Origin of the sequence: Pseudomonas sp. Leaf59, assembly GCF_920984685.1 — a bacterium.
Lineage (GTDB): Bacteria > Pseudomonadota > Gammaproteobacteria > Pseudomonadales > Pseudomonadaceae > Aquipseudomonas.
Genome location: NZ_CAKLBR010000001.1, coordinates 409,461 through 433,543 on the forward strand (window position 1 = coordinate 409,461; position 24,083 = coordinate 433,543).

General features: G+C 63.0%; 9 protein-coding genes. 7 read left to right on the plus strand and 2 right to left on the minus strand.

Annotation, left to right across the window (positions count from 1 at the left end):
- The first annotated feature begins 53 nt into the window (after nucleotides 1-53).
- The 5 genes from LUB09_RS01640 (at nucleotide 54) to LUB09_RS01660 (ending at nucleotide 6,896) form a co-directional block, all read left to right on the plus strand.
- Complete coding sequence (locus LUB09_RS01640) at nucleotides 54-1,430, plus strand: aspartate aminotransferase family protein (protein ID WP_231421390.1); 1,377 nt, start codon at nucleotides 54-56, stop codon at nucleotides 1,428-1,430.
- Between the two features lie 387 nt (nucleotides 1,431-1,817).
- Complete coding sequence (locus tag LUB09_RS01645) at nucleotides 1,818-3,272, plus strand: aldehyde dehydrogenase family protein (protein ID WP_231421391.1); 1,455 nt, start codon at nucleotides 1,818-1,820, stop codon at nucleotides 3,270-3,272.
- 30 nt (nucleotides 3,273-3,302) lie between these two features.
- On the plus strand, nucleotides 3,303-3,857 hold the full coding sequence (locus LUB09_RS01650) for a cytochrome b (RefSeq protein WP_209982405.1): 555 nt from the start codon (nucleotides 3,303-3,305) through the stop codon (nucleotides 3,855-3,857).
- A 507-nt stretch (nucleotides 3,858-4,364) separates the two neighbouring features.
- Nucleotides 4,365-4,745, plus strand: coding sequence for a DUF2946 family protein (locus LUB09_RS01655; RefSeq protein ID WP_231421392.1), 381 nt, complete (start codon nucleotides 4,365-4,367; stop codon nucleotides 4,743-4,745).
- A 144-nt stretch (nucleotides 4,746-4,889) separates the two neighbouring features.
- A complete protein-coding gene (locus LUB09_RS01660) occupies nucleotides 4,890-6,896 on the plus strand; it encodes a TonB-dependent receptor (RefSeq protein ID WP_231421408.1) in 2,007 nt (668 codons plus the stop codon).
- Between the two features lie 194 nt (nucleotides 6,897-7,090).
- Here LUB09_RS01660 and LUB09_RS01665 read toward each other — a convergent pair whose 3' ends face one another.
- Nucleotides 7,091-7,915 (minus strand): formyltransferase family protein, encoded by an 825-nt coding sequence (locus LUB09_RS01665; RefSeq protein WP_231421393.1) that lies wholly within the window; start codon nucleotides 7,913-7,915, stop codon nucleotides 7,091-7,093.
- Nucleotides 7,916-8,117: 202 nt separating this feature from the next.
- On the opposite strand from LUB09_RS01665, the gene LUB09_RS01670 reads away from it, so the two are divergent.
- Together LUB09_RS01670 and LUB09_RS01675 are read left to right on the plus strand one after the other, a co-directional pair.
- Nucleotides 8,118-9,770, plus strand: coding sequence for a cyclic peptide export ABC transporter (locus LUB09_RS01670; RefSeq protein WP_209982412.1), 1,653 nt, complete (start codon nucleotides 8,118-8,120; stop codon nucleotides 9,768-9,770).
- Nucleotides 9,771-9,880: 110 nt separating this feature from the next.
- Nucleotides 9,881-12,313 (plus strand): TonB-dependent siderophore receptor, encoded by a 2,433-nt coding sequence (locus LUB09_RS01675; protein WP_209982414.1) that lies wholly within the window; start codon nucleotides 9,881-9,883, stop codon nucleotides 12,311-12,313.
- A gap of 1,281 nt (nucleotides 12,314-13,594) precedes the next feature.
- Here the strand turns inward: LUB09_RS01675 and LUB09_RS01680 are convergent.
- On the minus strand, nucleotides 13,595-24,082 hold the full coding sequence (locus tag LUB09_RS01680; RefSeq protein ID WP_231421394.1) for an amino acid adenylation domain-containing protein: 10,488 nt from the start codon (nucleotides 24,080-24,082) through the stop codon (nucleotides 13,595-13,597).
- Between the last annotated feature and the right edge of the window lies 1 nt (nucleotide 24,083).

Here is a 24,083-nt window from a genome sequence, read left to right on the forward strand (position 1 = left end):
GGCAGGTCACGCCGATGATCGGTACACCTGAATAGACCTGCCAGAGACCCATCATGAGTGAAGCCCAGCTTGAAGCCCTCCACTTCGCCGACGCACCGCGCATCATTTCCGGCGCCCTGCCCGGCCCCAAAACCTGCGAGGCCCTGGCGTTGTCGGCGCGCACCGAGTCCATGGCGCGCGGCGGCGGACGCATGCCGATCGCCATGGACCGTGCTTTTGGCGCCACCTTCAAGGACCCGGACGGCAACACCTATATCGACCTCTCCGCCGGCGTCGGCGTGAGCAGCGTCGGCCGTTGCCACCCCAAAGTGGTGCAGGCGATCCGCGATCAATCCGAAGTGCTGATGCACGCCCTGGAAATCAACAGCACCCGGCGCACCGAACTGGCGGCCAAACTCTCCGAGATTGCGCCGGACGGTTTGCGTGGCGACTGCATCACCTTCTTCACCCAGAGCGGCAGCGATGCGCTGGAAGCAGCGATCAAGTTCGCCAAGCGCATTACCGGGCGCCACCAGATCATCGCCTTCCACGGCGGTTACCACGGCGTGTGGAACGCCTCGGGCTCGCTCACCACCGGCACCGCCTACCGCAAGGGCTTCGGCGCGCAGATGGGCGGTGTGATTCATGCGCCCTACCCCTACGCCTATCGCTTCCCGTTCGACACCACGCACAAGAGCGCCGAACAGATCGCCGGCGAGTACGTTGATTACTTGCTGAACACGCCCTACACCGCCGCCGATGACGTGGCGGCGGTGATCGTCGAGCCGGTGCAGGGCGAAGGCGGCTACGTGCCGCCGTCGCCGGAGTTCTTGCAGATTCTGCGCCAGGCGTGCGACCGCAGCGGCACGCTGTTGATCGTCGACGAGGTGCAGTCCGGCGCGGGGCGCACCGGCAAGATGTGGGCAGTGGAGCACTCGGGGGTCAAGCCCGACATGCTCACCTTTGGCAAGGGCATCGGCAGCGACCTGCCGATGGCGGGGTTGATCATGCGTTCGGATCTGGCGGCGCAGATTCCCGATGGGTCGATGCCCAATACCTTCGCGGCAAACTCGCTGTCGGCGGCGGTGGCGCTGACCAATATCGCGATTCTGCAGGACCCGGAGCTGGATCTGCTGGGGCGCGCGCATACGCTGGGGCTGGAGGCGCAGGAGTATATCCGTGGGTTTGGCAGCCGGTTTGTGGGTGAGGTGCGTGGGCGTGGGCTGATGATCGGGATTGAGTTGGTGGAGGATCCGCTGACCAGGGCGCCGCTGGCGCCGCAGAAGATTGGGGCGTTGATGGGGTTTCTGATGAGCCATGGGGTGTTGATGATTCCTTGTGGGCGGTACGGGAATGTGATGCGGGTGATGCCTTCGTTGACGATTACGCGGGGGTTGTTTTTCAGGGCCTTGGATGTGTTTCGGGAGGCTCTGGGGTCGCTTGAGGAGTGAGGCTTTGGACGTGACGCGGGTTTGAGATGTGGGAGCTTGCTTGCCTGCGATAGCGGTTTGACTGGGTACATATCCGGTGCTGGGGTGACGGCTTGGATGGGTTCCGCCCTTACGGCGGGTCACTTTTGGAAAGAGCCCAAAAGTAACCAAAAGGCTCTTGCCCCACCACTCGGCACCTCGCTCAGGCTCGGTGTGCCCGAACGCAGGCTTGAATCCGTGGGCCGCCGCAATGGGCCATCCATGGCCCAGTGCGGCTAACCCGGCGTCCTGCCGGGTTACCCACGAATTCAAGCCTGCGTGCGGCCAGCGTGGTTGACGGGGCGCTTGAGATCAAAGTCAAAAGCAGATCAAAAGCAGATCAAAAACGAATTATTTATGGAGGCTGGTATGGGTCAGCGTTTGAATCACTTTATTGATGGCGTGGTCTCTGAGGCTTCGGAGGGTGGGCGGGTTGAGCTGGTCAATCCGGTGACGGAGCAGGTGTATGGCAGTTTTGCGCGGGGTACGGTCGAGGATGTGGATCGGGCGGTGAACGCGGCGTTTGAGCAGCTTGAGCGTGGCGAGTGGAGTCGGTTTGATGGGGCGCAGCGCGCTCGGGTGTTGTTGAAGCTGGCTGATCTGGTGGAGCGCGACAGTGAGTTGCTGGCGGATATGGACGCCGATGCTATCGGGCGTTCGCCGCTGGAGCCGCGTCGGATGGATTTGCCCAATGTGCTTGCCAATCTGCGCGCGGCAGCGGGTTGGGCCAATCAGTTGGAGGGGCGGACCATTCCCAGTGGCGGGTATTTCGGCACCAGAACCCTGTCGTACACCGTGCGTGAGCCGGTGGGTGTGGTCGGGGCCATTGTGCCGTGGAATTCGCCGCTGATGATCACCGTGTGGAAGCTCGCGGCGTTGCTGGCCGCAGGCTGCACGGTGGTGATCAAGCCCTCGGAAGAGACTCCGCAGTCGGCCCTGCACCTGGCGGCGCTGGCGCAGGAAGCGGGTTTTCCGGACGGGGTGATCAATGTGGTCACCGGCTACGGCAATGAGGTGGGTCGGGCGCTGTGTGAGCATCCGCACATCGCCAAGATCAGCTTCACCGGCAGCCCCGAAGCCGGGCGTGAGATCCAGCGCACCGCCGGGGTGCTGTTCAAGCATGTCGCCCTGGAACTGGGCGGCAAGAGCCCGCAGATCGTGTTTGACGATGCTTCCTTCGAGGACGCGCTGCGCGGCTGCAGCCTTGGCCTGTTCGCCAATCAGGGCCAGATTTGTGCGGCCGGGTCGCGCATTCTGGTGCAGCGCGGCATCGCCGATCGTTTCGCTGCGGCGCTTGCCGAGGCGGCGCGCGCAGTCAAGGTGGGCGACCCGCGTCAGCCCGGTGTGCAGATGGGGCCGGTCGCGAAGAAAGCGCAATGGGAGCGGGTCAATCGCTATATCCAGCTGGGCATCGACGAAGGCGCCACCCTGCTCGCCGGCGGTGTGTCGAGCCCGGAACAGGGCTGGTTCGTACGCCCGACCATTTTTGCCGACGCACGCAATGACATGGCGATTGCCCGCGACGAAATCTTCGGCCCGGTGGGCACACTCATCCCGTTCGACAACGAAGCGGATGCCGTCGCCCTGGCCAACGACTCCGCCTACGGCCTGGCGGCCACCGTGTGGACCGCCGACCTGGTGCGCGCCCATCGCGTGGCCGCAGCGGTGAAGGCCGGTGCGGTGGGCATCAACTGCTGGAGTCCGCTGGATGCCAACCTGCCCTGGGGCGGCGTCAAGACCAGCGGCATCGGCCGTGAAGGCGGGTTTGGCGGCGCGCTGGCCTATACCGAAGAGAAGGTCATCACGGTGTTGCTACCCCATTGAGCGCAGCCCTTTATCCATGGAGAGATGTCGATGAACACCGAAACGATTGACCGATATCCAACCTCTTTGCGCATGCTGCACTGGGTGCGCGCGGTGCTGATCGCCGGGCTGCTGTGGGCGGGCTGGCATATGACCGGGCTGGCCGATGAAGTGGCAAGCAAATATGAGCTGTATTACCCGTGGCACAAATCCTTCGGGGTGCTGGCGTTCATGCTGGTGCTGGTGCAGATCGTGTTGCGTTGGCGAACGCCGGTGCTGCCGTCACCGCCAGCGACGCTGGCGGCCCATGAGCGGTTTTTGTCACGGCTGGTGCAGCGCGCGATGTATGTGCTGATCGTGGTGGTGCCGTTGATGGGTTACTCGATGTCGAGCACTTACACGATGAGCGATGGGGTGTTTTTTTTCGGGGTGAATCTGCCGGAGTTGCTGGCGAAGAATGATGAGTGGTTTGTGGTGTTTCAGTGGTTGCACAAGGTGTGTGCCTATACGTTGCTTGGGTTGATTGTGGTGCATGTTCTGGGGGCGCTTAAGCATCGGTTTTTTGATAGGGATCCGCGTAATGATGTGTTGCGTCGGATGCTCTGAGGGGTTGTTGGGGGATGCGGCCAAATGTGGGAGGGGGCTTGCTCCCGATGGCGGTCTGACTGGGTATATATTATCCGTTGCTGCGGTAACGGCTGATATGGGTTCCGCCCTTACGGCGGGTCACTTTTGGAAAAGAGCCCCAAAAGTAACCAAAAGGGCTCTTGCCCCACCACTCGGCACCTCGCTCAGGCTCGGTGTGCCCGCACGCAGGCTTGAATCCGTGGGCCGCCGCGATGGGCCATCCCTGGCCCAGCGCGGCTAACCCGGCGTCCTGCCGGGTTACCCACGGATTCAAGCCTGCGTTCGGCCAGCGTGGTTGACGGGGCGCCTGAGATCAAGATCAACAGCCAGATCAACAGCCAGATCAACAGCCAGATCAAAAGCAGATCAAAAGCAGATCAAAAACGGAGCGGTGCTTCTGGCTGCGGCGAAATGGCGCATGCCTTGCGCTTTCACTTGGGCGGTTAACTGCGGCTAAATAGCGGCCCCTTTGTGTCGACTGCCTTGATGCCCATGTTTTCACGCATCAGTCCCTGGATTGCCTGCCTGGCCTTGCTGCTGAATATGCTGGCCATGCCGCTCAGCCGTGCCATGCAGGCGCCAAATAGCGGGTTGATGCTGTGGGGTGGGTTCTGTTCGTCGCAGGCTCTGCCGCCGGGCTTTGACAAGCTGGTCGTGCCGTTGAAGTCGGCGCCTGCGTCCGGTGAGATGAAGCACGGTGACTGTTGCTGCGGGCATGCCGGTCTGGCGGCGTTGCCGTCCAGTCATTACCGCCATTTTCTGCCGCGTTATGCACCGGACAGTGTCCTTGATGATCCGCTGCTGCCTGCGCTGCATCCCAGGATTCGCTGGCCGAGCCTGAGTCCGCGCGCCTCCCCTGTGACCTGATTGCCCGAACTTCATGTTTCAGCCGCGCGATTGCGTGGCTGAACGTCCTTGACGTTTTTCAGGTTTCAGGAAGCGTGCCTTATGCCTGCTCCATTTACTCTGCCGCACGCAAAGCGTGTGGCTGTGCCCTGCTCACTCTGGCCGATGCTCTCGGTGAGCCTGCTTGCCTTTTCTTCATTGGCCTCGGCGGACGAAAGCGCTGCCCTCACCCTTGGCGCTGTCGCGATCCAGGGCACCAGCGGTGACAGTGGCCCGCTCGGCACGCGCGGCGTGCCCGGTTCGGTGGACATCCTCGGCGCCGATGTCGTGGAGAAAATGCCGGTCAACTACAGCTGGGAGCTGTTCAGCCGAGCGCCGGGGGTGATGCTTACCGAGTTCAACCAGGGCACCACCTCCGGCAAGATTTCGTTTCGCGGTTTCAACGGCGAAGGTGAAGTGAACGCGGTCAAGCTGCTGATCGACGGCATCCCCAGTAACAGCAACGACGGCAACATGCCCTTCATGGACATGATTTTCCCGCTGGAACTGGACAGCATCGAAGTGGTGCGCGGCACCAGCGATGCCCGTTACGGCCTGAACAACATCGCCGGTAACGTGAACATGCTCACCCGCACCGGCGGCGACTACACCCGTGCGCGCATCCGTTACGGCAGCGATGACACCCGTGAAACCCAGTTCGCCAAAGGCATCGAGAGCAGCAACTGGACGCAGAATTACTTTTTCGCCTACCAGAAAGCAGACGGCTATCGCGATCACGCCGAGGCGGACAAAGTCTCGCTGTCCGGCAAGTGGTTCTATACCCCGGACGACAATCGCTACCGCATCGGCCTGATCGCCCGCCATTACGAAACCGAGGCCGAGGAACCCGGTTATCTGAGTGCCGACGATGCGCACCAGCATCCCCGCATGAGCAATGTCTACAACGCCAGCGACAAAGGCACGCGGCGCATGAATCAGCTCAGCCTGCACCTTGATACCGAGCTGGCCGAGACGCTTTCGTGGTCGGCGAAAACCTACCTCAATACCTTCGATGATCGACGCTGGACCCAGTACTGGCGCACCAGCGCCCAGCAGGAACGTGACGCTTACGAAACCCAGTACGGCGCTCTCACTTCCCTGACCTGGCGCCCCGTCGTCAGCGGGCTGTACCACTTCGCCCTGGAAGGCGGCACGGATATCCAGCGTCAGCAGAACACCAGCGAGCGCTACCGCACCCTGAACCGCGCGCGCCAGGCGCAGACCCGGGATCAGCAGTTCGACTTCGACACCGTCGGTGCGTACGTGCAGGCCGAGATTCAACCGTTCGAATCGCTGAAGATCATCCCCGCGTACCGCGTCGATCGGATCCAGGGTGACTTCACCAATGCAATGACCGGCACGGACTACGCCATCAACGACTACGGGCTGATCAAGCAACCCAAGCTCAGCGTGGTGTATTCGCCCTGGAACGTGGCCAGCGTCTACGCCAATTGGGGCCGCACCTTCCAGGTGGGCACCGGGGCAGCCGCCTACAAGATCCCGCCGCGTGACACCGACCTTGCGCCCTCGATCAACGAGGGCTGGGAAACCGGTATCACGTTCACCCCTGCCGACTGGGTCGATGGGCGCATTGCCTACTGGCAACAGGAGGCCAGCGGCGAAGTCAGCCGCCGGCTCAACGACCCCAGCGGCGAGTCGGACAATGTCGGCCAGACCCGCCGCTGGGGCTACGACGCGCAGCTCAACCTGCACCCGAACGCGCGCACCGAGATCTGGCTGGCCTACGCCTGGCAGTACTCGAAAATCCTCCAGCCCAGCGCGACCCTACCGGGCAGCAAAGGCCGCGAGATCGACCACATCCCCCATCATTTGTACAACGCCGGCATTCGTTACCAGGCCACACCGGCCCTGCAACTCAGCGCGTGGATGAATGGGCAGACTCACTACTATCTGGAGCGGGAGAACACCCAGGGCACTTACGGCGGTTATGTGTTGATGAACCTTGGTGCCGTTTACCGGGTGACGGAGTCGGTCAGTGTTGATCTGCAGTTGAAGAACCTCACTAACCGTTACTACGAATATGCGTGGTATGACCCGGATGGGGCCAGGGCATCGCTGCATTCGCCGGGGGATGGGCGGACGCTGATGAGTGGGGTGACGTTGGACTTTTAGGGTTTGGTGTACCTCTGCGTTATTTCCATCAAAAGCAGACTGTGTTCTATCTGATCCATGGAGATCCAAATGTGGGAGGGGGCTTGCTCCCGATGGCGTTGTGTCAGCTACCAATAAGCTGACTGACACTCAGCCATTGGGAGCAAGCCCCCTCCCACAATTTTTTTAGCGTTCGGCAAAAAAATCGGTCGATTTTAAGCTCGTGCAAGCAACTCCAACCCCTCCTGCAACGCCGGAAACAAACTGTTATTAAAGTTGTTCCACCGCAGCTCAAGGATAGTGTCCTCAGGCAAAATCTGCGTCTTGAGCACGTCATGCAACACCTCCCCCGAGTCGATCCCGTTGTCCACGTAATGAAACGACGCCCCGGTGAGATAAAGCGGTTCACACGGCCTGGTTTCCCGGGTGGTCCAGTCCACCACCGCCTCGCCGCGCGCACCATACAGCGCATTCCAGGTCGCATAGGCCCCCCGACGCTCATACGGCGATTCAATACGGGTGATGCCCGGATGAATATTCATGATCCGCCGCGCAAACGGCGCGCCCGGACGCACCAGTTCATCGAGGATCACCAGCAGACCATCGAGCACCACGATATCGGCCTTCAATTCCACCAGCGTGTCATGCAGGCGACGCTCGAAGTCCTGCTTGCCGGCAATGTGTTCGGCGCTGCCCCGGGGTAAACGGCGGTAGGTGGACGGCACACTCAGCAGCAGGTCGTTGACCCGCTTGCCCTGCACCCGCAGGTCCGCCGGGTACAACCACTGGCGGCCCGGCTCGCAGGCAAAGCCATAATCGGCAACCAGCGCCTGATCCCGCGGGTTGTGTTCGTCATCGTCATACACCACGCCCACCAGGTCATAGGCCTGGCCCAGCGGTGTGTCGTTGAGCGCCCCCACCAGAAATTCCAGCACCGACGTCATGTAGCGCTCGTGGTCCTTGTAGGCCACCGGCTGCCCGGCCTTGTCGGCGGCGGCATTGCGCAGGGACCACACATACACCAGGTTTTTCTTTGTCATGTTTTCGCTCTCGCTGAAGGAACCGCGCACGGCGTCGCTACGCGTGCGCCTACAGAACAAGAACGAACCAGCCTGCGGGCAATTTATCCGCTGCGCCCTACCCCCCGGCACCCGGGGCTAAATAGTCGCCCCGGCGCTTCGTTTGTCATGGGTAAGGGTCTGTGTGCCCAGCCCCCTCTTTTTGACTTTCCGGGAAGTATTTATGACCGATGCCAAACGCGGCGCCTTTAACGGCTTGCTCGCACTGATCAGGCCCTTTCGCACCATCGTGACGGTGTCCGTTGCGCTGGGCATGGTCGGCGGCCTCGCCATCACCCTGCTGCTGGCCACCATCAACAATGCCCTGCATTCGCCCGACGGCATGACCCAGGGCGTGGTCATGACCTTTGCCGCGCTGTGCGTGGTGGCACTGGTCAGCTCGATCATTTCCGACATCGGCACCAACTATGTGGGCCAACGCATCATCGCGGCGCTGCGCAAGGACCTGGGCGAGAAAGTCCTGTCAGCGCCCATCGGCCAGATCGAGCGCTACCGCTCGCACCGCCTGATCCCGGTGCTGACCCACGACGTCGACACCATCAGCGATTTCTCCTTCGCGTTCACCCCGCTGGCCATCGCCGCCACGGTCACCCTCGGCTGCCTGGGCTACCTGGCGTACCTGTCGGTGCCGATGTTCCTGATGATGGTGGTGGCGATCATCATCGGCAGCACCGTGCAATTCATTGCCGGCGGCAAGGGCATCCAGGGCTTTGACCTGGCTCGCGGGCATGAGGATGAGTTGCAGCGTTACTACAACGCCATCGCCTCGGGCGCCAAGGAACTGCGCATGCACCGTCCACGGCGCTACCGCATGAACACCCACCGCATCCAGGAAACCGCCGACCTGATCAGCGATATCCAGGTGCGGTCGGTGAATATCTACATTCTCGCCAAGACCTTCGGTTCGATGCTGTTCTTCGTGGTCATCGGCCTGGCCCTGGCGATGCAGGCGTACCGGCCCAACCCGGATCCAACCGTGATCACCGGTTTCGTGCTGGTGCTGCTGTACATGAAAGGCCCGCTGGAGCATTTGCTGGGCTACCTGCCGGTGGTGGGCAAGGCGAAGATTGCGTTCGGCCGTATCAGCGAGCTGTCGGAACGCTTCTCGTCGCCGGAGCCGCACCTGCTGATGGACGACAGCGAAGCACCGAAATCGCTGGTCCACAGCCTCGAACTCAAGGGCGTGAGCTACAGCCCGCCGGCGGTCGAAGGCAGCGAGCCGTTCCACCTGGGCCCGATCGACCTGAGCATCAAGCAAGGCGACATCGTATTCATCGTCGGCGAAAACGGCAGCGGCAAGACCACCCTGATCAAACTGCTGCTGGGCCTGTACCCGCCCCAGGCCGGCGAAATCCGCCTCAATGGCGAAGCGGTGACCGCCACCGAACGCGACGATTATCGACAGTTGTTCACCACGGTGTTCTCCGACTACTACCTGTTCGACGACCTGGTGCAGGGCAGCGCCACCCAGTCGCTGGACAGCGCCAGCAAGTACCTGGAGCGCCTGGAAATCGCGCACAAGGTGAGCGTCAAGGACGGCGTATTCAGCACCACCGACCTCTCCACCGGCCAACGCAAACGCCTGGCGCTGGTGAACGCCTGGCTCGAAGAACGCCCGGTGCTGGTGTTCGACGAATGGGCCGCCGACCAGGACCCGGCCTTTCGCCGCATCTTCTACACCGAGCTGCTGCCGGACCTCAAACGCCTGGGCAAAACCATCATCGTGATCAGCCACGACGACCGCTATTTCGACATCGCCGACCAGCTGGTGCGCCTGCGCGCTGGCCAGGTGGTGCACGAGATGGAACCGGCGTGAATTTTATTTTCCGGTTTCCCCAGGTAGGAACGTCTCACTAGTGGTAATGAGAACTAACCTCAATAAACACTTAGAATTGCCCACTTAAAAACATAGAAGAGAAAGCATCCATGCCAGCACGTCTCGGTCTCAGCCCCCTGAGCAAAGCGCTATCCATGCGCCGGGCCCTGAACATCAACCTTCTTCCGAGTGCCCTTCTGCTTGCGGTATCGCTGCCGATTGCAGGCTATGTACAGGCCCAGGAGGTCGAGTTGAATATTCCTGCACAGCCGCTGGGGAGCGCGCTGCAGGAATTCGGCCGGCAGACCAATGTGCAGGTGTTGTATAGCCCGGGGGATGTGCAGGGCAAGAACAGTAACGCGGTCAAAGGCAAGCTGGACCCGCAACTGGCAATTGGCACCCTGCTGGCAGGCACCTCGACCCGCCACAGCCTCAGCGGCAATTCGCTGACCGTCACCGCCGCGGGGGCCGCGACCGGTCTGGAGCTGAGCCCCACCCAGGTCACCGGCAACATGCTCGGCAACGTCACCGAAAACACCGGCTCCTATACGCCGGGCTCCATCGCGACCTCAACACGCCTGGTCCTGACGCCAAAGGAAACACCGCAGTCGGTAACCGTCGTCACCCGTCAACACATGGATGACTTCGGCCTGAACAACGTGGATGACGTGATGCGCCACACGCCGGGCATTACCGTTTCCGCCTTCGATACCGAGCGCAGCAACTACTACGCCCGGGGTTTCTCCATCAATAACTTCCAGTACGACGGGATTCCGTCCACCTCGCGCAACGTTGCCTACTCGGCAGGTAACACCCTGAGCGACATGGCGATCTACGACCGGGTCGAAGTGCTCAAGGGCGCCACCGGCCTGCTGACCGGTGCAGGTTCGCTGGGTGCAACCATCAACCTGGTGCGTAAAAAACCCACCGCCGACTTCCAGGGCCACGCCTCCCTGGGCGCCGGTTCCTGGGACAACTACCGCAGCGAGCTGGACGTCAGCGGGCCGCTGACCGAAACCGGCAATGTGCGTGGACGCGCCGTCGCCGCCTACCAGGACAAGCACTCGTTCATGGACCGCTATGAACGCAAGAGCCCGACCTACTACGGCATCATGGAGTTCGACCTGTCGCCCGATACCATGCTGACGGTCGGCGGCGACTATCAGGACAGCCTGCCCAAAGGCTCTTCGTGGTCGGGCAGCTTTCCGCTGATCGACGCCCAGGGCAATCGCAACAACGTGAAGCGCTCGTTCAACAACGCCGCCGACTGGAGCAGTTGGGAGCAGTACACCCGCACCGCCTTCGCCATGGTCGAGCACGACCTCGGTGGTGGCTGGGTCACCAAGCTGCAACTGGACCACAAGATCAACGGTTACCACGCGCTGATGGGTTCGATTCAGGGCGATACCCCGGCCCTGGACGGCACCTCGCAGCTCACCTCGGGCAAGTACACCGGTGAAACCGTCAGTGACTCGGGCGACCTGTACGTGAGCGGTCCATTCAGCCTGGGTGGCCGCGAGCATGAGCTGGTATTCGGAGGCTCCATCAGCGCCTCGGAGTGGAAGGGCAACGGCTACTGGAACCTTGCACCCAACCTGGTCGACTTCAACAACTGGCACGGTAACGCCCGCGAACCGGACTGGGGTCAGTCACAATCAAAAATCGACGACACCATACGCCAGACCGGCATGTACATGACCACCCGCCTGAACCTCGCCGACGACCTCAAGCTGTTGCTTGGCGGCCGCGTGGTCAACTACACGGTGACCGGCAATAACCCGACCTACCGGGAGTCGGGACGTTTTGTACCTTATGTCGGTGCGGTCTACGACCTAAACGATACCTACTCGGTCTACGCCAGCTATACCGATATTTTCATGCCGCAGGAAAGCTACAACCGCGACAGGAACGACAAACTGCTTGAGCCGGACGAAGGCCAGAACTGGGAGCTGGGCATCAAGGCAGACTTCCTGGATGGCCGTGTGAATGCCAGCGCCGCCTACTTCGAGATCCATGAAGACAACCGTTCCGTGTCGGACGACGACTACAACAACTTGAAGCCTACGCCGTCGAACTATGCGTTCAAGGGCACCCAGGCCGTGACCAAGGGTTACGAGCTGGAGATGTCCGGCGAAATCGCTCCGGGCTGGCAACTCCAGGGCGGTTATACCCACAAGATTGTGCGTGACGACAAGGACGTGAAAATTTCCACGTTCGAACCGGAAGATCAGGTCAGCCTCTACACCACGTACAAACTCAAGGGCAACCTGGACAAGTTGACCGTCGGCGGTGGCGCTCGCTGGCAGAGCGTTGGCTGGCAGGACATCTACAACAGCCCACGTGGCGGTTACGAGGAGTTCTCTCAGAAGGCTTACTGGCTGGTGGACGCGATGGCGCGTTATCAATTCACCAAAAACGTGTCGGCCACGTTGAACATCAACAACGTCTTCGACAAGTCCTACTACACCAACATCGGTTTCTATAACTCCGCCGCTTATGGCGAACCCCGTAACTTCATGCTCAGCACTCGCTGGGACTTCTAAGGCGCGTCAAATCACCGGATGACGGTGTGAATTAAAACGCCTCGGACCTTAAAGGCCCGGGGCGTTTTTGTGTGTGCCGCCACGCCCAACCTGCGACCTAGCGCTGTCACGCAGCAAACTGGAGCCTCTGTGGCGAGCGGGCTTGCCCCGCGTTGGGGTGCGAAGCGCCCCCAGTCGAGCAAAATGCGCTATACCTGATACGGCTCAGAGCCTGGTTTTAGGGCTGCTGCGCAGCCCAACGCAGGACAAGCCTGCTCGCCACAGGGGATCTGCACTTAACTGAACAGAGTTAGGGCGCGCTGCAACATCAGGCCGGAGCCTCTGTGGCGAGCGGGCTTGCCCCGCGTTGGGGTGCGAAGCGCCCCCAATACAGCAAAACGCGGTGTACCTGATACGGCTCAGCGCCTGGCTTTGGGGCTGCTGCGCAGCCCAACGCAGGACAAGCCTGCTCGCCACAGGGGATCTGCGCTTAACTGAACGGAGTTAGGGCGCGCGCTGCAACATCAGGCCGGAGCCTCTGTGGCGAGCGGGCTTGCCCCGCGTTGGGGTGCGAAGCGCCCCCAGTCGAGCAAAACGCGGTGTACCTGATACGGCTCAGCGCCTGGCTTTGGGGCTGCTGCGCAGCCCAACGCAGGACAAGCCTGCTCGCCACAGGGGATCTGCACTTAACTGAACGGAGTTAGGGCGCGCTGCAACATCAGGCCGGAGCCTCTGTGGCGAGCGGGCTTGCCCCGCGTTGGGGTGCGAAGCGCCCCCAGTCGAGCAAAACGCGGTGTACCTGATACGGCTCAGCGCCTGGCTTTAGGGCTGCTGCGCAGCCCAACGCAGGACAAGCCTGCTCGCCACAGGGGATCTGCGCTTAACTGAACAGAGTTAGGGCGCGCTGCAACATCAGGCCGGAGCCTCTGTGGCGAGCGGGCTTGCCCCGCGTTGGGGTGCGAAGCGCCCCCAGTCGAGCAAAATGCGCTATACCTGATACGGCTCAGCGCCTGGCTTTGGGGCTGCTGCGCAGCCCAACGCAGGACAAGCCTGCTCGCCACAGGGGATCTGCGCTTAACTGAACGGAGTTAGGGCGCGCTGCAACATCAGGCCGGAGCCTCTGTGGCGAGCGGGCTTGCCCCGCGTTGGGGTGCGAAGCGCCCCCAGTCGAGCAAAACGCGGTGTACCTGATACAGCTCAGCGCCTGGCTTTGGGGCTGCTGCGCAGCCCAACGCAGGACAAGCCTGCTCGCCACAGGGGATCTGCGCTTAACTGAACGGAGTTAGGGCGCGCGCTGCAACATCAGGCCATCGCAGCGGCGAAGCTGCGAACGAATTCGGCGTTATCGATCAACCGATCATGGCTGGTTTCGATCAGCACCGAGCGTTCTATCGCTGATTGCCCGGTGACTTCCAGCATGCTTGCCTCAATCAACTGGCGATGCACCCCGGTACGACTCAAGGCCGCCCACCAGCAACTGATCGGTGCCTTGATTGCCTTGAAGTCGGCATCATGCAGGCGCTGGCCGAGAATGCGGTCAACTTCCCAGGAAATCTGCGCCTCGTGCCCACTGAGCAGCTCATCCTTGAGTTCACGGAAGCGCTCACCCAGGGTCTGCTCTGCCCAGCGGCTGAATTCGGCCCACTGCTCGCCCTCCTCGGCGCCTGCCTGTCGCAGTGCTGACCATTGGGCATGAATGTGCCGCGATGACTCGGGAAACATCACCTCCAGCAACTCCACGCGCCGATCATTGGCAGAAACTTCCCGCTCGTCGACCATGACCGCCGTCGCCCAAAACGGCTTGACCCACTGCGGCGGCGAGGCGTCGATCCAACCGACACATTCCACTTGCCGTCCCGCCTGCTCCAGGCCGTAGGCAACCTCCATCGCCAGGTTGCCCCCCAGAGACCAACCGGCCAAGCGAAATGGGCCCTCGGGCTGGGCCTTCAACAATTGCGCCGTGTAATCCTCAACCATCGCCGCCCAGGCAGGCACTTCGCTGCCCTTCTCGGCCAAGGCACGACACATCACTCCCATTACCGGCCGTTGCTCACGCAAGGCAAGGGCAATCGCCTTGTAGCAATGCACCGAACCGTAGCTGGGATGGAACAGGTACAACGGTGTTCCCTGAGTCTGGCTGTTGAGCTTCACGATCAACGACTGCCCGGCACTTCCCTCAAGGCATGCCGCCTGCCCTGCGACCGTCGGGTTGAGCATCAACTGACTGACCGACAGCTCCGCGCCGACCGCCTTGCGAATGCGCTCCTTGAGCATCAACACCAACAACGAATGACCACCCGACTCAAAGAAATTGTCTTCGATGCCGACCTGCTCAACCTCCAGAACCTCGCGCCACACCGCCACCAGCGTTTGCTCAAGCGGATTGCGCGCAGCCACGAAACGTCGCTCATGCACGCTGGCGTCCGGCGCGGGCAAGGCCTTGCGGTCCAGCTTGCCATTGGGGCTCAGCGGCATCCGCTCCAACAGCACCCACTGCGCAGGCACCATGTAGTCCGGCAGATGCGCCAGCAAGTGAGCGCCCAAGGCGTCACGCCACGCCTGAGTCGAGTCCTGCAGCACCAGATAACCTACGAGGTACTTTCCTTCATGCACCTGCACCGAGGCCTCGCGCACCTGTGGATGCTCGAGCAAGCGTGCCTCAATTTCACCCAGCTCAATGCGCAAACCACGCAGTTTTACCTGATGATCAAGACGCCCGATGTACTCGATCACGCCATCCATGCGCTGGCGCACCCGGTCGCCCGTTCGGTACAACCGCTCGCCAGGCTGGAACGGGCACGGCACGAAGCGTTCGGCGGTGAGGCCCGGGCGTCGATGATAACTGCGCGCCAGCCCGACGCCGCCCAGGTATAGCTCACCGGCGACACCGGCGGCGACCGGCTGCAACTGCGCGTCCAGCACGTGCGTGCGCAGATTGGCGATTGGCCGACCAATCGGCACGCTGTCGCGCTGCTCATCCACGCATGTCCAATGGGTCACATCGATGGCAGCTTCCGTCGGCCCATACAGATTGAACAGGCCAGCGTTCGGCAGTTTGGCGAACACCTGTTGCTGGGCGTCCACAGGCAACGCTTCGCCACTGCAGATGATGCGCTGCAAACCCTGACAACGGGCGGCCTGCGGATCCTGGAGGAATGCCTGCAGCATCGAAGGCACGAAATGCAGGGTGGTCACCTGTTGCCGATTGATCAGCTCCACCAGGCGTGACGGGTCGCGATGATCGCCAGGGGCGGCGACCACCAGTCGAGCGCCGGTCATCAAGGGCCAGAAAAACTCCCATACCGAAACGTCGAAGCTGAACGGTGTCTTTTGCAGCACCGTATCGTCGGCGTCGAGTGCGTAAGCCTGCTGCATCCACAGCAAGCGGTTGGTCAACGCGCAGTGGCGGTTGCCCGCGCCCTTCGGCTGGCCGGTGGAGCCAGAGGTGTAAATGACGTAGGCAAGGTTTTCAGCATCCACGGCCACGTCAGGATTGGTATCGGCATAGGCGCTCAGCCAGCGATCACCCTGTTCCACCAGCAGGCAGCGCTCGGGATCACTGATCGGCAGGGCCTGCATCACGTGCGCCTGGGTCAACAGCAGATGCACCTGGCTGTCCTCCAGCATATAGGCCAGGCGGTCGCGCGGGTAGTCAGGGTCAAGCGGCACATAGGCGCCACCGGCCTTGAGCACGGCCAGAAGCGCCACCACCATTTCGATGGAACGCTCCATCGCCACACCCACCAGCACGTCCGGCCCTACACCCTGCTGTATCAGGCGGTGCGCCAGACGGTTGGCGCGAGCATTCATCTGCGCATAGCTCAGCGACTCTGCGGCAAACACCAAAGCCTGGGCATCCGGTGTACGGCTGACCTGCGCTTCGATCAACTGCTGCACGCTGTGCTGCAACGGATAATCCCGCGCCGTGTCGTTCCACTGTTCGAGCATCACCTGTTCTTCCACAGGCTCCAGCAGCGTCAACTGACTGACCCGCTGGTGTGGATCACCCAGCATGGCCTGCAACAGGTTCTGCCAATGACGCGCCATACGCTTGGGCGTGGCGGCGTCGAACAGGTCAGTGGCGTAAGTCAGGATGGCGCCCAACCCATCGCCGGTTTCCTGGGTGTCGAGGCTCAGGTCGAATTGCGCGGTCTGTGTCCCCCAATCCAGCCCTTCAATGGTCAGGTCCGGCAGTTGCTGGCCAGTGCTGGCCAGCCGCGCCTGGCTCTGGTGATTGAACATCACCTGGAACAGCGGGTTATGGCTCAGGCTGCGTTCCGGCTGCAGCGCCTCCACCAGTTGCTCGAACGGCAGGTCCTGATGGCTCTGCGCATCCAGCGCCCGGCGCTTGGCCTGCTGCAACAATTGGGTGACCGTCAGTTGGGCATCGATGTCGCCCTTGAGCACCTGTGTATTGACGAAGAAACCCACCAGACGTTCGGTCTCAACTCGATTTCGGTTGGCGATCGGCACGCCGACACGAATGTCCTGCTGGCCGCTGTAACGGTGCAGCAAGCTCTGAAACGAGGCGAGCAAGACGATGAACAGCGTGACATTTTCGCGCTGGGCCAGGGCCTTGAGCCCCGCCACCAACGCCGGGTCAAGGCTGATCTCCAGGCTGGCGCCAAGAAAGCTCTGTACCGCAGGGCGCGGCCGATCAATCGGCAGCTCCAGAACTGGTTGTTCGACACCCAGCAACCCCTGCCAGTAAGCGAGTTGGCGATCACGCTCACCGGCGGCCATCCAGTCACGCTGCCACTGCGCATAGTCGGCGTACTGAATCGGCAACGCTGGCAGTTGCAGGTCCTCGCCCTCGCTGTAAGCGGCGTATAACTGCACCAGCTCATCCACCATCACTTGCATCGACCAGCCGTCGGACACGATGTGATGCTGCACCAGCACCAATACATGGTCGTCTTCGGCCAGGCGCAATAACGTCACGCGCAGCAACGGCCCCTGTTGCAGGTCGAAAGGTCGCGCAATCTCGGCCTCGACCAGACGTTGCAAATCAGCTTCAGTGGCCCGCGCCTGCACAATGTCCACTGCGCCCACTTCACGCACTACTTGCACGGCACGGCCTGCGTCCTGATACACCTGAGTGCGCAGACTTTCATGCCGGGCCACCAGTGTTGCGAAGCTGCGCTGCAACGCCAGCGGGTCCAGCCAGCCACGCAGACGCAATGTGCTGGGCACGTGGTAGGCGGCACTGTGCGGGTCCAATTGCCAGAGGAACCATTGACGTTCCTGGGCATACGAGAGCGCCAACGGCCGTTGACGACTGACCGGCAGGATCGGCGGCGCGCTCGCCAACGATGCGTGCGGGTCGCTCAACGCCTCGACGAATCCCTGCAGGCGCGGTTGCTCAAACAGGGTTCTGAGGAGCACCTCTGTGCCCAACAAATGACGCAGACGCGAGATCACCTGCATCGCCAGCAGCGAGTGGCCACCGGACTCGAAGAAATGATCGGCCAGGCCGACTTGCTCCACGCCCAACACCTCGGCCCAGATGGCCGCCACCTGCTGCTCCAGCTCACTCTGCGGCGCCACATACACCTGCTGCATCAGACTCACATCCGGCACGGGCAGGCCCTTGCGGTCGAGCTTGCCGTTGGGGGTCAGCGGCATGCGCTCGAGGAACATCAGGTGGGTGGGCACCATGTAGTCGGGCAAGCGGGTTTTCAGGGCGCTGCGCAAGGTTTCGCGCGCGCTCGATTGGGCGACGGCGTCCGTGAGCAGGGCCGTGTCCAGCGGCACCACGTAGGCCACCAGTTGTTTGCCGGTCGGGCCTTCCTGGGCCACCACCACGGTTTCGCCGACACTTGGCTGCTCACGCAGGCGCGCTTCGATTTCGCCCAGTTCGATACGAAAACCACGGATTTTAACCTGATGGTCAACCCGGCCCAGGTAGTCCACCACCCCGTCCGGGCGGCCTCGGGTCAGGTCGCCGCTGCGATAGACGCGGCTGCCGGGCTGGCCGAACGGGTCCGGCACAAAGCGTTCGGCGGTGAGTGCCGGGCGCTCCAGGTAACCGCGCGCCACGCCCTCGCCGCCCAGGTACAACTCACCGGCCACGCCGATGGGCTGCAGATTGAGTTGCGCGTCGAGCACGTAGCCGCTGCGATTGCCCAGCAGCGTGCCGATGGGTGCGTACACGGCGCCGCACGGATCGCCCCGGCGCGCTTTCCACAGCAAGGGGGTGACCACGGTCTCGGTGGGGCCGTAGCCATTGAACAGGTAGGTGGGCTTGAGTGCGCGCCAGGCCAGGTCATAGCTGGCCTGCGCCACGGCATCGCCGCCGAAGCAGTAGACCCGCACGGCCGGCGGGTTGCCGTCGCGTTCGGCGTGTTCGGCCAATTGTTGCAGGTACACCGGCGGGAACACCGCCATGGTCACGTGATGGCGGTGCATTTGCTGGTAGGTGTACTCAGGCAACCACAGGCTGTCGTCACGGATCAGCACGCTGGCGCCATTGATCAGCGGGTGCATCCAGCCCTCGTGGGAGCCATCGAAAGCAAACGACATGAAGTGCAGTTCGCAGTCGGCCGGGCCGGTTTCATAGCGCTCGCCGGTGGCGATGATGTGCGCCACCAGCGGGCCGTGCGCCACCGCGACGCCCTTGGGCATGCCGGTGGAGCCGGAGGTGTAGATCACGTAGGCCAGGTTGTCGCCGTGCAGTGCGACATCCGGTGCGGTGTGGTTGTCGTCGGACCAGGCGTGCAACTGGTCCACCGCCAGGGCTTGCAGTCCTTCGGGAATCGGCAAGCGCTGCTGCACCGCCGAGTGCGTCAGCAGTAACCGCGAACGGCTGTCCTGCAGCATGTACAGCAGACGATCACGCGGGTATTCGATGTCCAGCGGCACATACGCGCCGCCAGCCTTCATCACCGCGAGGAACGCCACCATGATCTCGGCGCTGCGCGGCATGGCAATCGCCACCCGCACTTCCGGGCCGACACCACGGGCGATCAGCGCCTGGGCCAGGCGGTTGGCACGGCGGTCGAGTTCACCATAGGTGAGCTGTTCGTCAGCGAACTTCACCGCCACCGCATGCGGTGTTTCCTGCGCACGGTCGGCGACCAGTTGATGCACCAGACGCCGGGACGAGAAGCCTGCGGCGCTGCGATCCCACAGTTCAAGGATCTGCTGCTGTTCGGCAGCGTCCAGCAGATTCAACTGGCCGAGGGCTTGCTGCGGGTTGGCGACCATGCCCTGCAGCACGTTCTGCCAGTGCCGGGCCATGCGGTGCACGGTGCCGGCGTCGAACAGGTCCCTGGCATAGCCGAGGGTGGCCCAGATGCCCTCGGCGGACTCCTGGATATCCAGGTCCAGATCGAAATGCGCGGTCTTGCTTTCCCACGCCAGGCCTTCCACCCACAGCGTCGGCAGTTGCTGCTGGACCTGGGCCTGGCCGACGTCGGTCTGGTGGTTGAACATCACCTGGAACAGCGGGTTATGGCTCAGGCTGCGTTCCGGTTGCAGCGCTTCCACCAGTTGCTCGAACGGCAGGTCCTGATGGACTTGCGCCTCCAACGCACGCTGGCGGGTCTGCTGCAACAGTTGCTCGACGCTCATCTGCCCGTGAAGGTCAGCCTTGAGCACCTGGGTGTTGACGAAGAAGCCGATCAGGCGCTCGGTCTCGCTGCGGTTGCGGTTGGCAATCGGCACGCCGACGCGGATTTCTTCCTGGCCACTGTAGCGATGCAGCAAGGTCTGGAAAGACGCCAACAGCAGCATGAACAGGGTCACGCCCTGCTGCCGGGCCAGGGCCTTGAGGCCCTCGGTCAGTTCGGGCGCCAGCTCGAATGCCAGCCGCGCGCCTTGATGGCTTTGCACCGCCGGGCGTGGGCGGTCGAACGGCAACTCCAGCACGCTCTGCTCGCCGCCGAGCATCTCACGCCAGTAGGCCAGCTGACGCTCCTTCTCGCCCGCCTCCATCCAGTTGCGCTGCCACAGCGCATAGTCGGCGTACTGGATCGGCAACGCCGGCAACTGCACGTCCTCGCCCTGGCTGTAAGCGGCATAGAGCTGCACCAGTTCCTCGACCATCAGTTGCATCGACCAGCCATCGGAGACGATGTGATGCTGCACCAGCACCAGCACATGCTGATCGGCGGCCTGGCGCAGCAACGCCACACGCAGCAACGGGCCTTGCTGCAGGTCGAAGGGCTCGGCGATCAACGCTTCGACGCGCGCCTGGAGTCGGGTTTCGTCGACCTCGGCCAGCGTGATCGGCAGCGCCAGGTGGGGCTCGATCACTTGAACCGTGCGGTCCGGGTCCTGGCGCAAGCGCGTGCGCAGGCTTTCGTGGCGGGCCAGCAGGGTGTCGAAACTGCGCTGCAAGGCCGCCGGGTCCAACTGCCCTTTCAGGCGCAAGGCGCTGGGGATATGGTACGCCGCGCTTGACGGCTCCAATTGCCACAGGAACCACTGGCGCTCCTGAGCGTAGGACAGCGGCAAGGGCTGTTCGCGCCCTGCCGGCAGCAACGGCGGCGCCTTAGAGAGCGTAGTGTCCGCGGTGTGCAAGGCGGCGACAAACGCGTCCAGCCGAGGGTGCTCGAACAGCGCCTTGAGCGGCACTTCCAGGCTGAGCGTGTGGCGAATCCGCGACACCACTTGCATCGCCAGCAGCGAATGCCCGCCCAGCTCGAAGAAGTGCTGGTTCAGGCCCACACGCTCGGCGCCGAGAATAGCGGCCCAGATCGCCGCCACCTGCTGCTGCAGCGGCGTGACCGGCTCCAGCCAGTCCGATTGCAACGCGCTCGCGTCAGGTTTGGGCAACGCCTGGCGGTCCAGCTTGCCGTTGGGGTTGAGCGGCATGCGGTCGAGGAAGATCAGGTGCGCCGGCACCATGTAATCGGGCAGGTGTTCGCGCAACGTTGCCATCAGCACCGCGCCGGCCTCGCCGCGCGCGGCTTCGTCCAGCGGTTGCGCGGGCACCAGATAGGCCAGCAGTTGATTGTCAGCCGCCAGCAGCAACGCTTCGCGCACACTCTGTTGGGCCAGCAGCAGGGTTTCGATCTCACCCAGTTCGATGCGAAAACCGCGCACCTTCACCTGATGGTCGACCCGCCCGACGTACTCGACAATCCCGTCGGCGCGGTAGCGCGCCAGGTCGCCGGTGCGGTAAAGGCGCGCGCCAGCGTCGCTGAACGGGTTGGCGACAAAGCGCTCGGCCGTCAGGGCTGGCCGCTTCAGATAGGCACTGGCCAGGCCCAGGGCGCCGGCAATGTAGAGTTCGCCCACGGCGCCGGGAGGCAGCAGGTTGAGGTCGCGGTCGAGCACGTACAGCCCGCGCCCGGGCAGCGCACGGCCAATCGGGCTGGCGGTCACACCGTTGATGACGCCGGGGTCGGTGCAGTCCAGCACACTCGAGACCACCGTGGCCTCGGTGGGTCCGTAGGTATTGAGCAGGCGCACATGGCCCAGCCCCGCCCGTTGCCACAGCTGCGGGCCATCGAGCGGCATGGCTTCACCGCCGATATGGATCTGGCGCAACGCACCATAAGAGCGGGCGCCCGCTTGCAGGCAATCCTGCAGAAACAGTTTCCAATAGGCCGTGGGCAAATCGGCCAGGGTGATGCCCTGCTCGATGATCTGCCGGTACAACTGCGCGCCATCCCACAACTGCGGGCCACGCAAGACCACGGTGGCACCGAGGGTCAGCGCCGGGTAAAGCTGCTCGACAAAACCGTCGAAGTTCAGCGTGGCGAACTGCAACACGCGGTCCTGCGGCACCAGCCGTGAGTAATCGGCGGCAATGCCGGCGAATTCGCTCAAGGCCCCATGGCTGATGGCAACGCCCTTGGGTTTGCCGGTGGAGCCGGAGGTGTAGATCACATAGGCCAGGCGTTGCGGCTCGAAATCGGTCGCCGGGTTGTCAGCACAACTCACTGCCAACGGCGCCTCGATCAGGTCGATTTCCACGGCAGTTACCCGCTCGGGCAACGGCAGGCGCTCACGCAGGCCGGACTGGGTGAGCACGAGGCTCACACCGCTGTCCTCCAGCATGTGCAGCAGGCGTTCACGTGGATACTCGGGGTCCAAAGGCACGTAGGCCGCGCCGGTCTTGAGCACCGCCAGCAGGCTCACCACCATCGCAAAGGAACGCTCCACCGCGATGCCCACCAGCCCCTGCGGGCCGACGCCCCGGGCCATGAGCAAATGCGCCAGGCGGTTGGCCTGCTGGTTCAATTCGCCGTAGCTGAGGGCCTGGTCATCCAGGGCCAGGGCCTGGCGTTCAGGCTGGCGCTCGGCCTGGGCTTCGAACAACCGGTGCACCGCCTGCGCGGCAACGCCACAGGCCGGCGCATTCCAGTCTTCAAGCATCACGCGTCGCTGCGCCTCGTCCAGCATCGGTAACCGGGCAAGCACGCTGCGCGGGTTATCCACCACTGCCTGCAGCAGGGCCTGCCAGTGGTGCGCCAGGCGCTCGATGGTCGTGCCGTCGAACAGATCGGTGGCGTAGGTGAACGCCGCCCATAGCCCGTCGGCCGATTCGTGGGTGTCCAGGCTCAGGTCGAAATGGGTGGTCTGGCTGTCCCAGTCAAGCTGCGCCACACGCAGGCCCGGCAGCTGCCGGGTGTCCTGCCCGCCCTGGGCATCGGTCTGGTGGTTGAACATCACCTGGAACAGCGGGTTCTGACTCAGGCTGCGCTCGGGCTGCAACGCCACCACCAGTTGCTCGAACGGCAGGTCCTGATGGGCCTGGGCCTCCAGCGCGCGCGCCTTGGTCTGCTGGAGCAGTTGCGCAAAACTCATCTGGCCGTCGAGGTCGGCCTTGAGCACCTGGGTGTTGACGAAGAAGCCGATCAAGCGCTCGGTTTCAAGGCGGTTGCGGTTGGCCACCGGCACACCGACGCGGATATCCGACTGCCCACTGTAGCGATACAACAGGGTCTGGAAGGACGCGAGCAAGAGCATGAACGGCGTCACGCCCTCCTGCTGCGCCAGCCGCTTGAGGCCGGCGACCAGCGTGGTCGGCAGATGCACCTGCAAGCTGGCCCCGCGATGGCTTTGCTGCGCCGGGCGTGGACGGTCCAGTGGCAGCTCCAGCACCGGCTGCTCGCCTGCCAGCAGGTTCTGCCAATAGGACAACTGGCGCGCCTTTTCCCCGGCTTCCATCCAGCGACGCTGCCACAGGGCGTAGTCGGCGTACTGGATCGGCAGCTCGGGCAGTTGCGGCGTGTGCCCCTGACTGTAAGCGGCATACAGGTGCACGAGTTCTTCAACCATCAGTTGCATCGACCAGCCATCGGACACGATGTGGTGCTGCACCATCACCAGCACATGTTCATCATCGGCCAGTTGCAGCAGGCTCACGCGCAACAGCGGCGCCTGGTGCAGATCGAACGGCCGGGCCACCTGCGCTTGCACCTGCGCCATCAGCTGCGACTCGTCGACATGTGCCTGGCGGATCTCGACCCGCGCCTCGGGCAGCACGTGTTGCCACAGTTGCTCACCGTCTTCGACCAGTTGTGTGCGCAAGCTGTCGTGACGGGTCAGCAGCGTGTCGAAACTGCGCTGCAACGCCGCCAGGTCCAACTGCCCGTGCAGACGCAAGGCGCCGGGAATATGGTAGGCGGCGCTGTGCGGGTCGAGCTGCCAGAGAAACCACTGGCGTTCCTGAGCGAAGGACAACGGCAGGCTGTGGCCGTCCTCGCGGATCGAGGCAATCGGCAATTGCGCGAAGCTCATGCCACGGCTGTGCAGACGTTGGTAGAACTGCTGGCGCTGTTCCAGCGGCAGGCGAAGAAAGCGCGAAACCAGGTCGATGTTAGGGTTGGAAAGCATG

Bases quoted from the DNA above. Each gene is read 5' to 3' on its own strand.
- LUB09_RS01640 (WP_231421390.1), top strand. From the start codon at position 54: ATGAGTGAAGCCCAGCTTGAAGCCCTCCACTTCGCCGACGCACCGCGC.
- LUB09_RS01645 (WP_231421391.1), top strand. From the start codon at position 1,818: ATGGGTCAGCGTTTGAATCACTTTATTGATGGCGTGGTCTCTGAGGCT.
- LUB09_RS01650 (WP_209982405.1), top strand. From the start codon at position 3,303: ATGAACACCGAAACGATTGACCGATATCCAACCTCTTTGCGCATGCTG.
- LUB09_RS01655 (WP_231421392.1), top strand. From the start codon at position 4,365: ATGCCCATGTTTTCACGCATCAGTCCCTGGATTGCCTGCCTGGCCTTG.
- LUB09_RS01660 (WP_231421408.1), top strand. From the start codon at position 4,890: ATGCTCTCGGTGAGCCTGCTTGCCTTTTCTTCATTGGCCTCGGCGGAC.
- LUB09_RS01665 (WP_231421393.1), bottom strand. From the start codon at position 7,915: ATGACAAAGAAAAACCTGGTGTATGTGTGGTCCCTGCGCAATGCCGCC.
- LUB09_RS01670 (WP_209982412.1), top strand. From the start codon at position 8,118: ATGACCGATGCCAAACGCGGCGCCTTTAACGGCTTGCTCGCACTGATC.
- LUB09_RS01675 (WP_209982414.1), top strand. From the start codon at position 9,881: ATGCCAGCACGTCTCGGTCTCAGCCCCCTGAGCAAAGCGCTATCCATG.
- LUB09_RS01680 (WP_231421394.1), bottom strand. From the start codon at position 24,082: ATGCTTTCCAACCCTAACATCGACCTGGTTTCGCGCTTTCTTCGCCTG.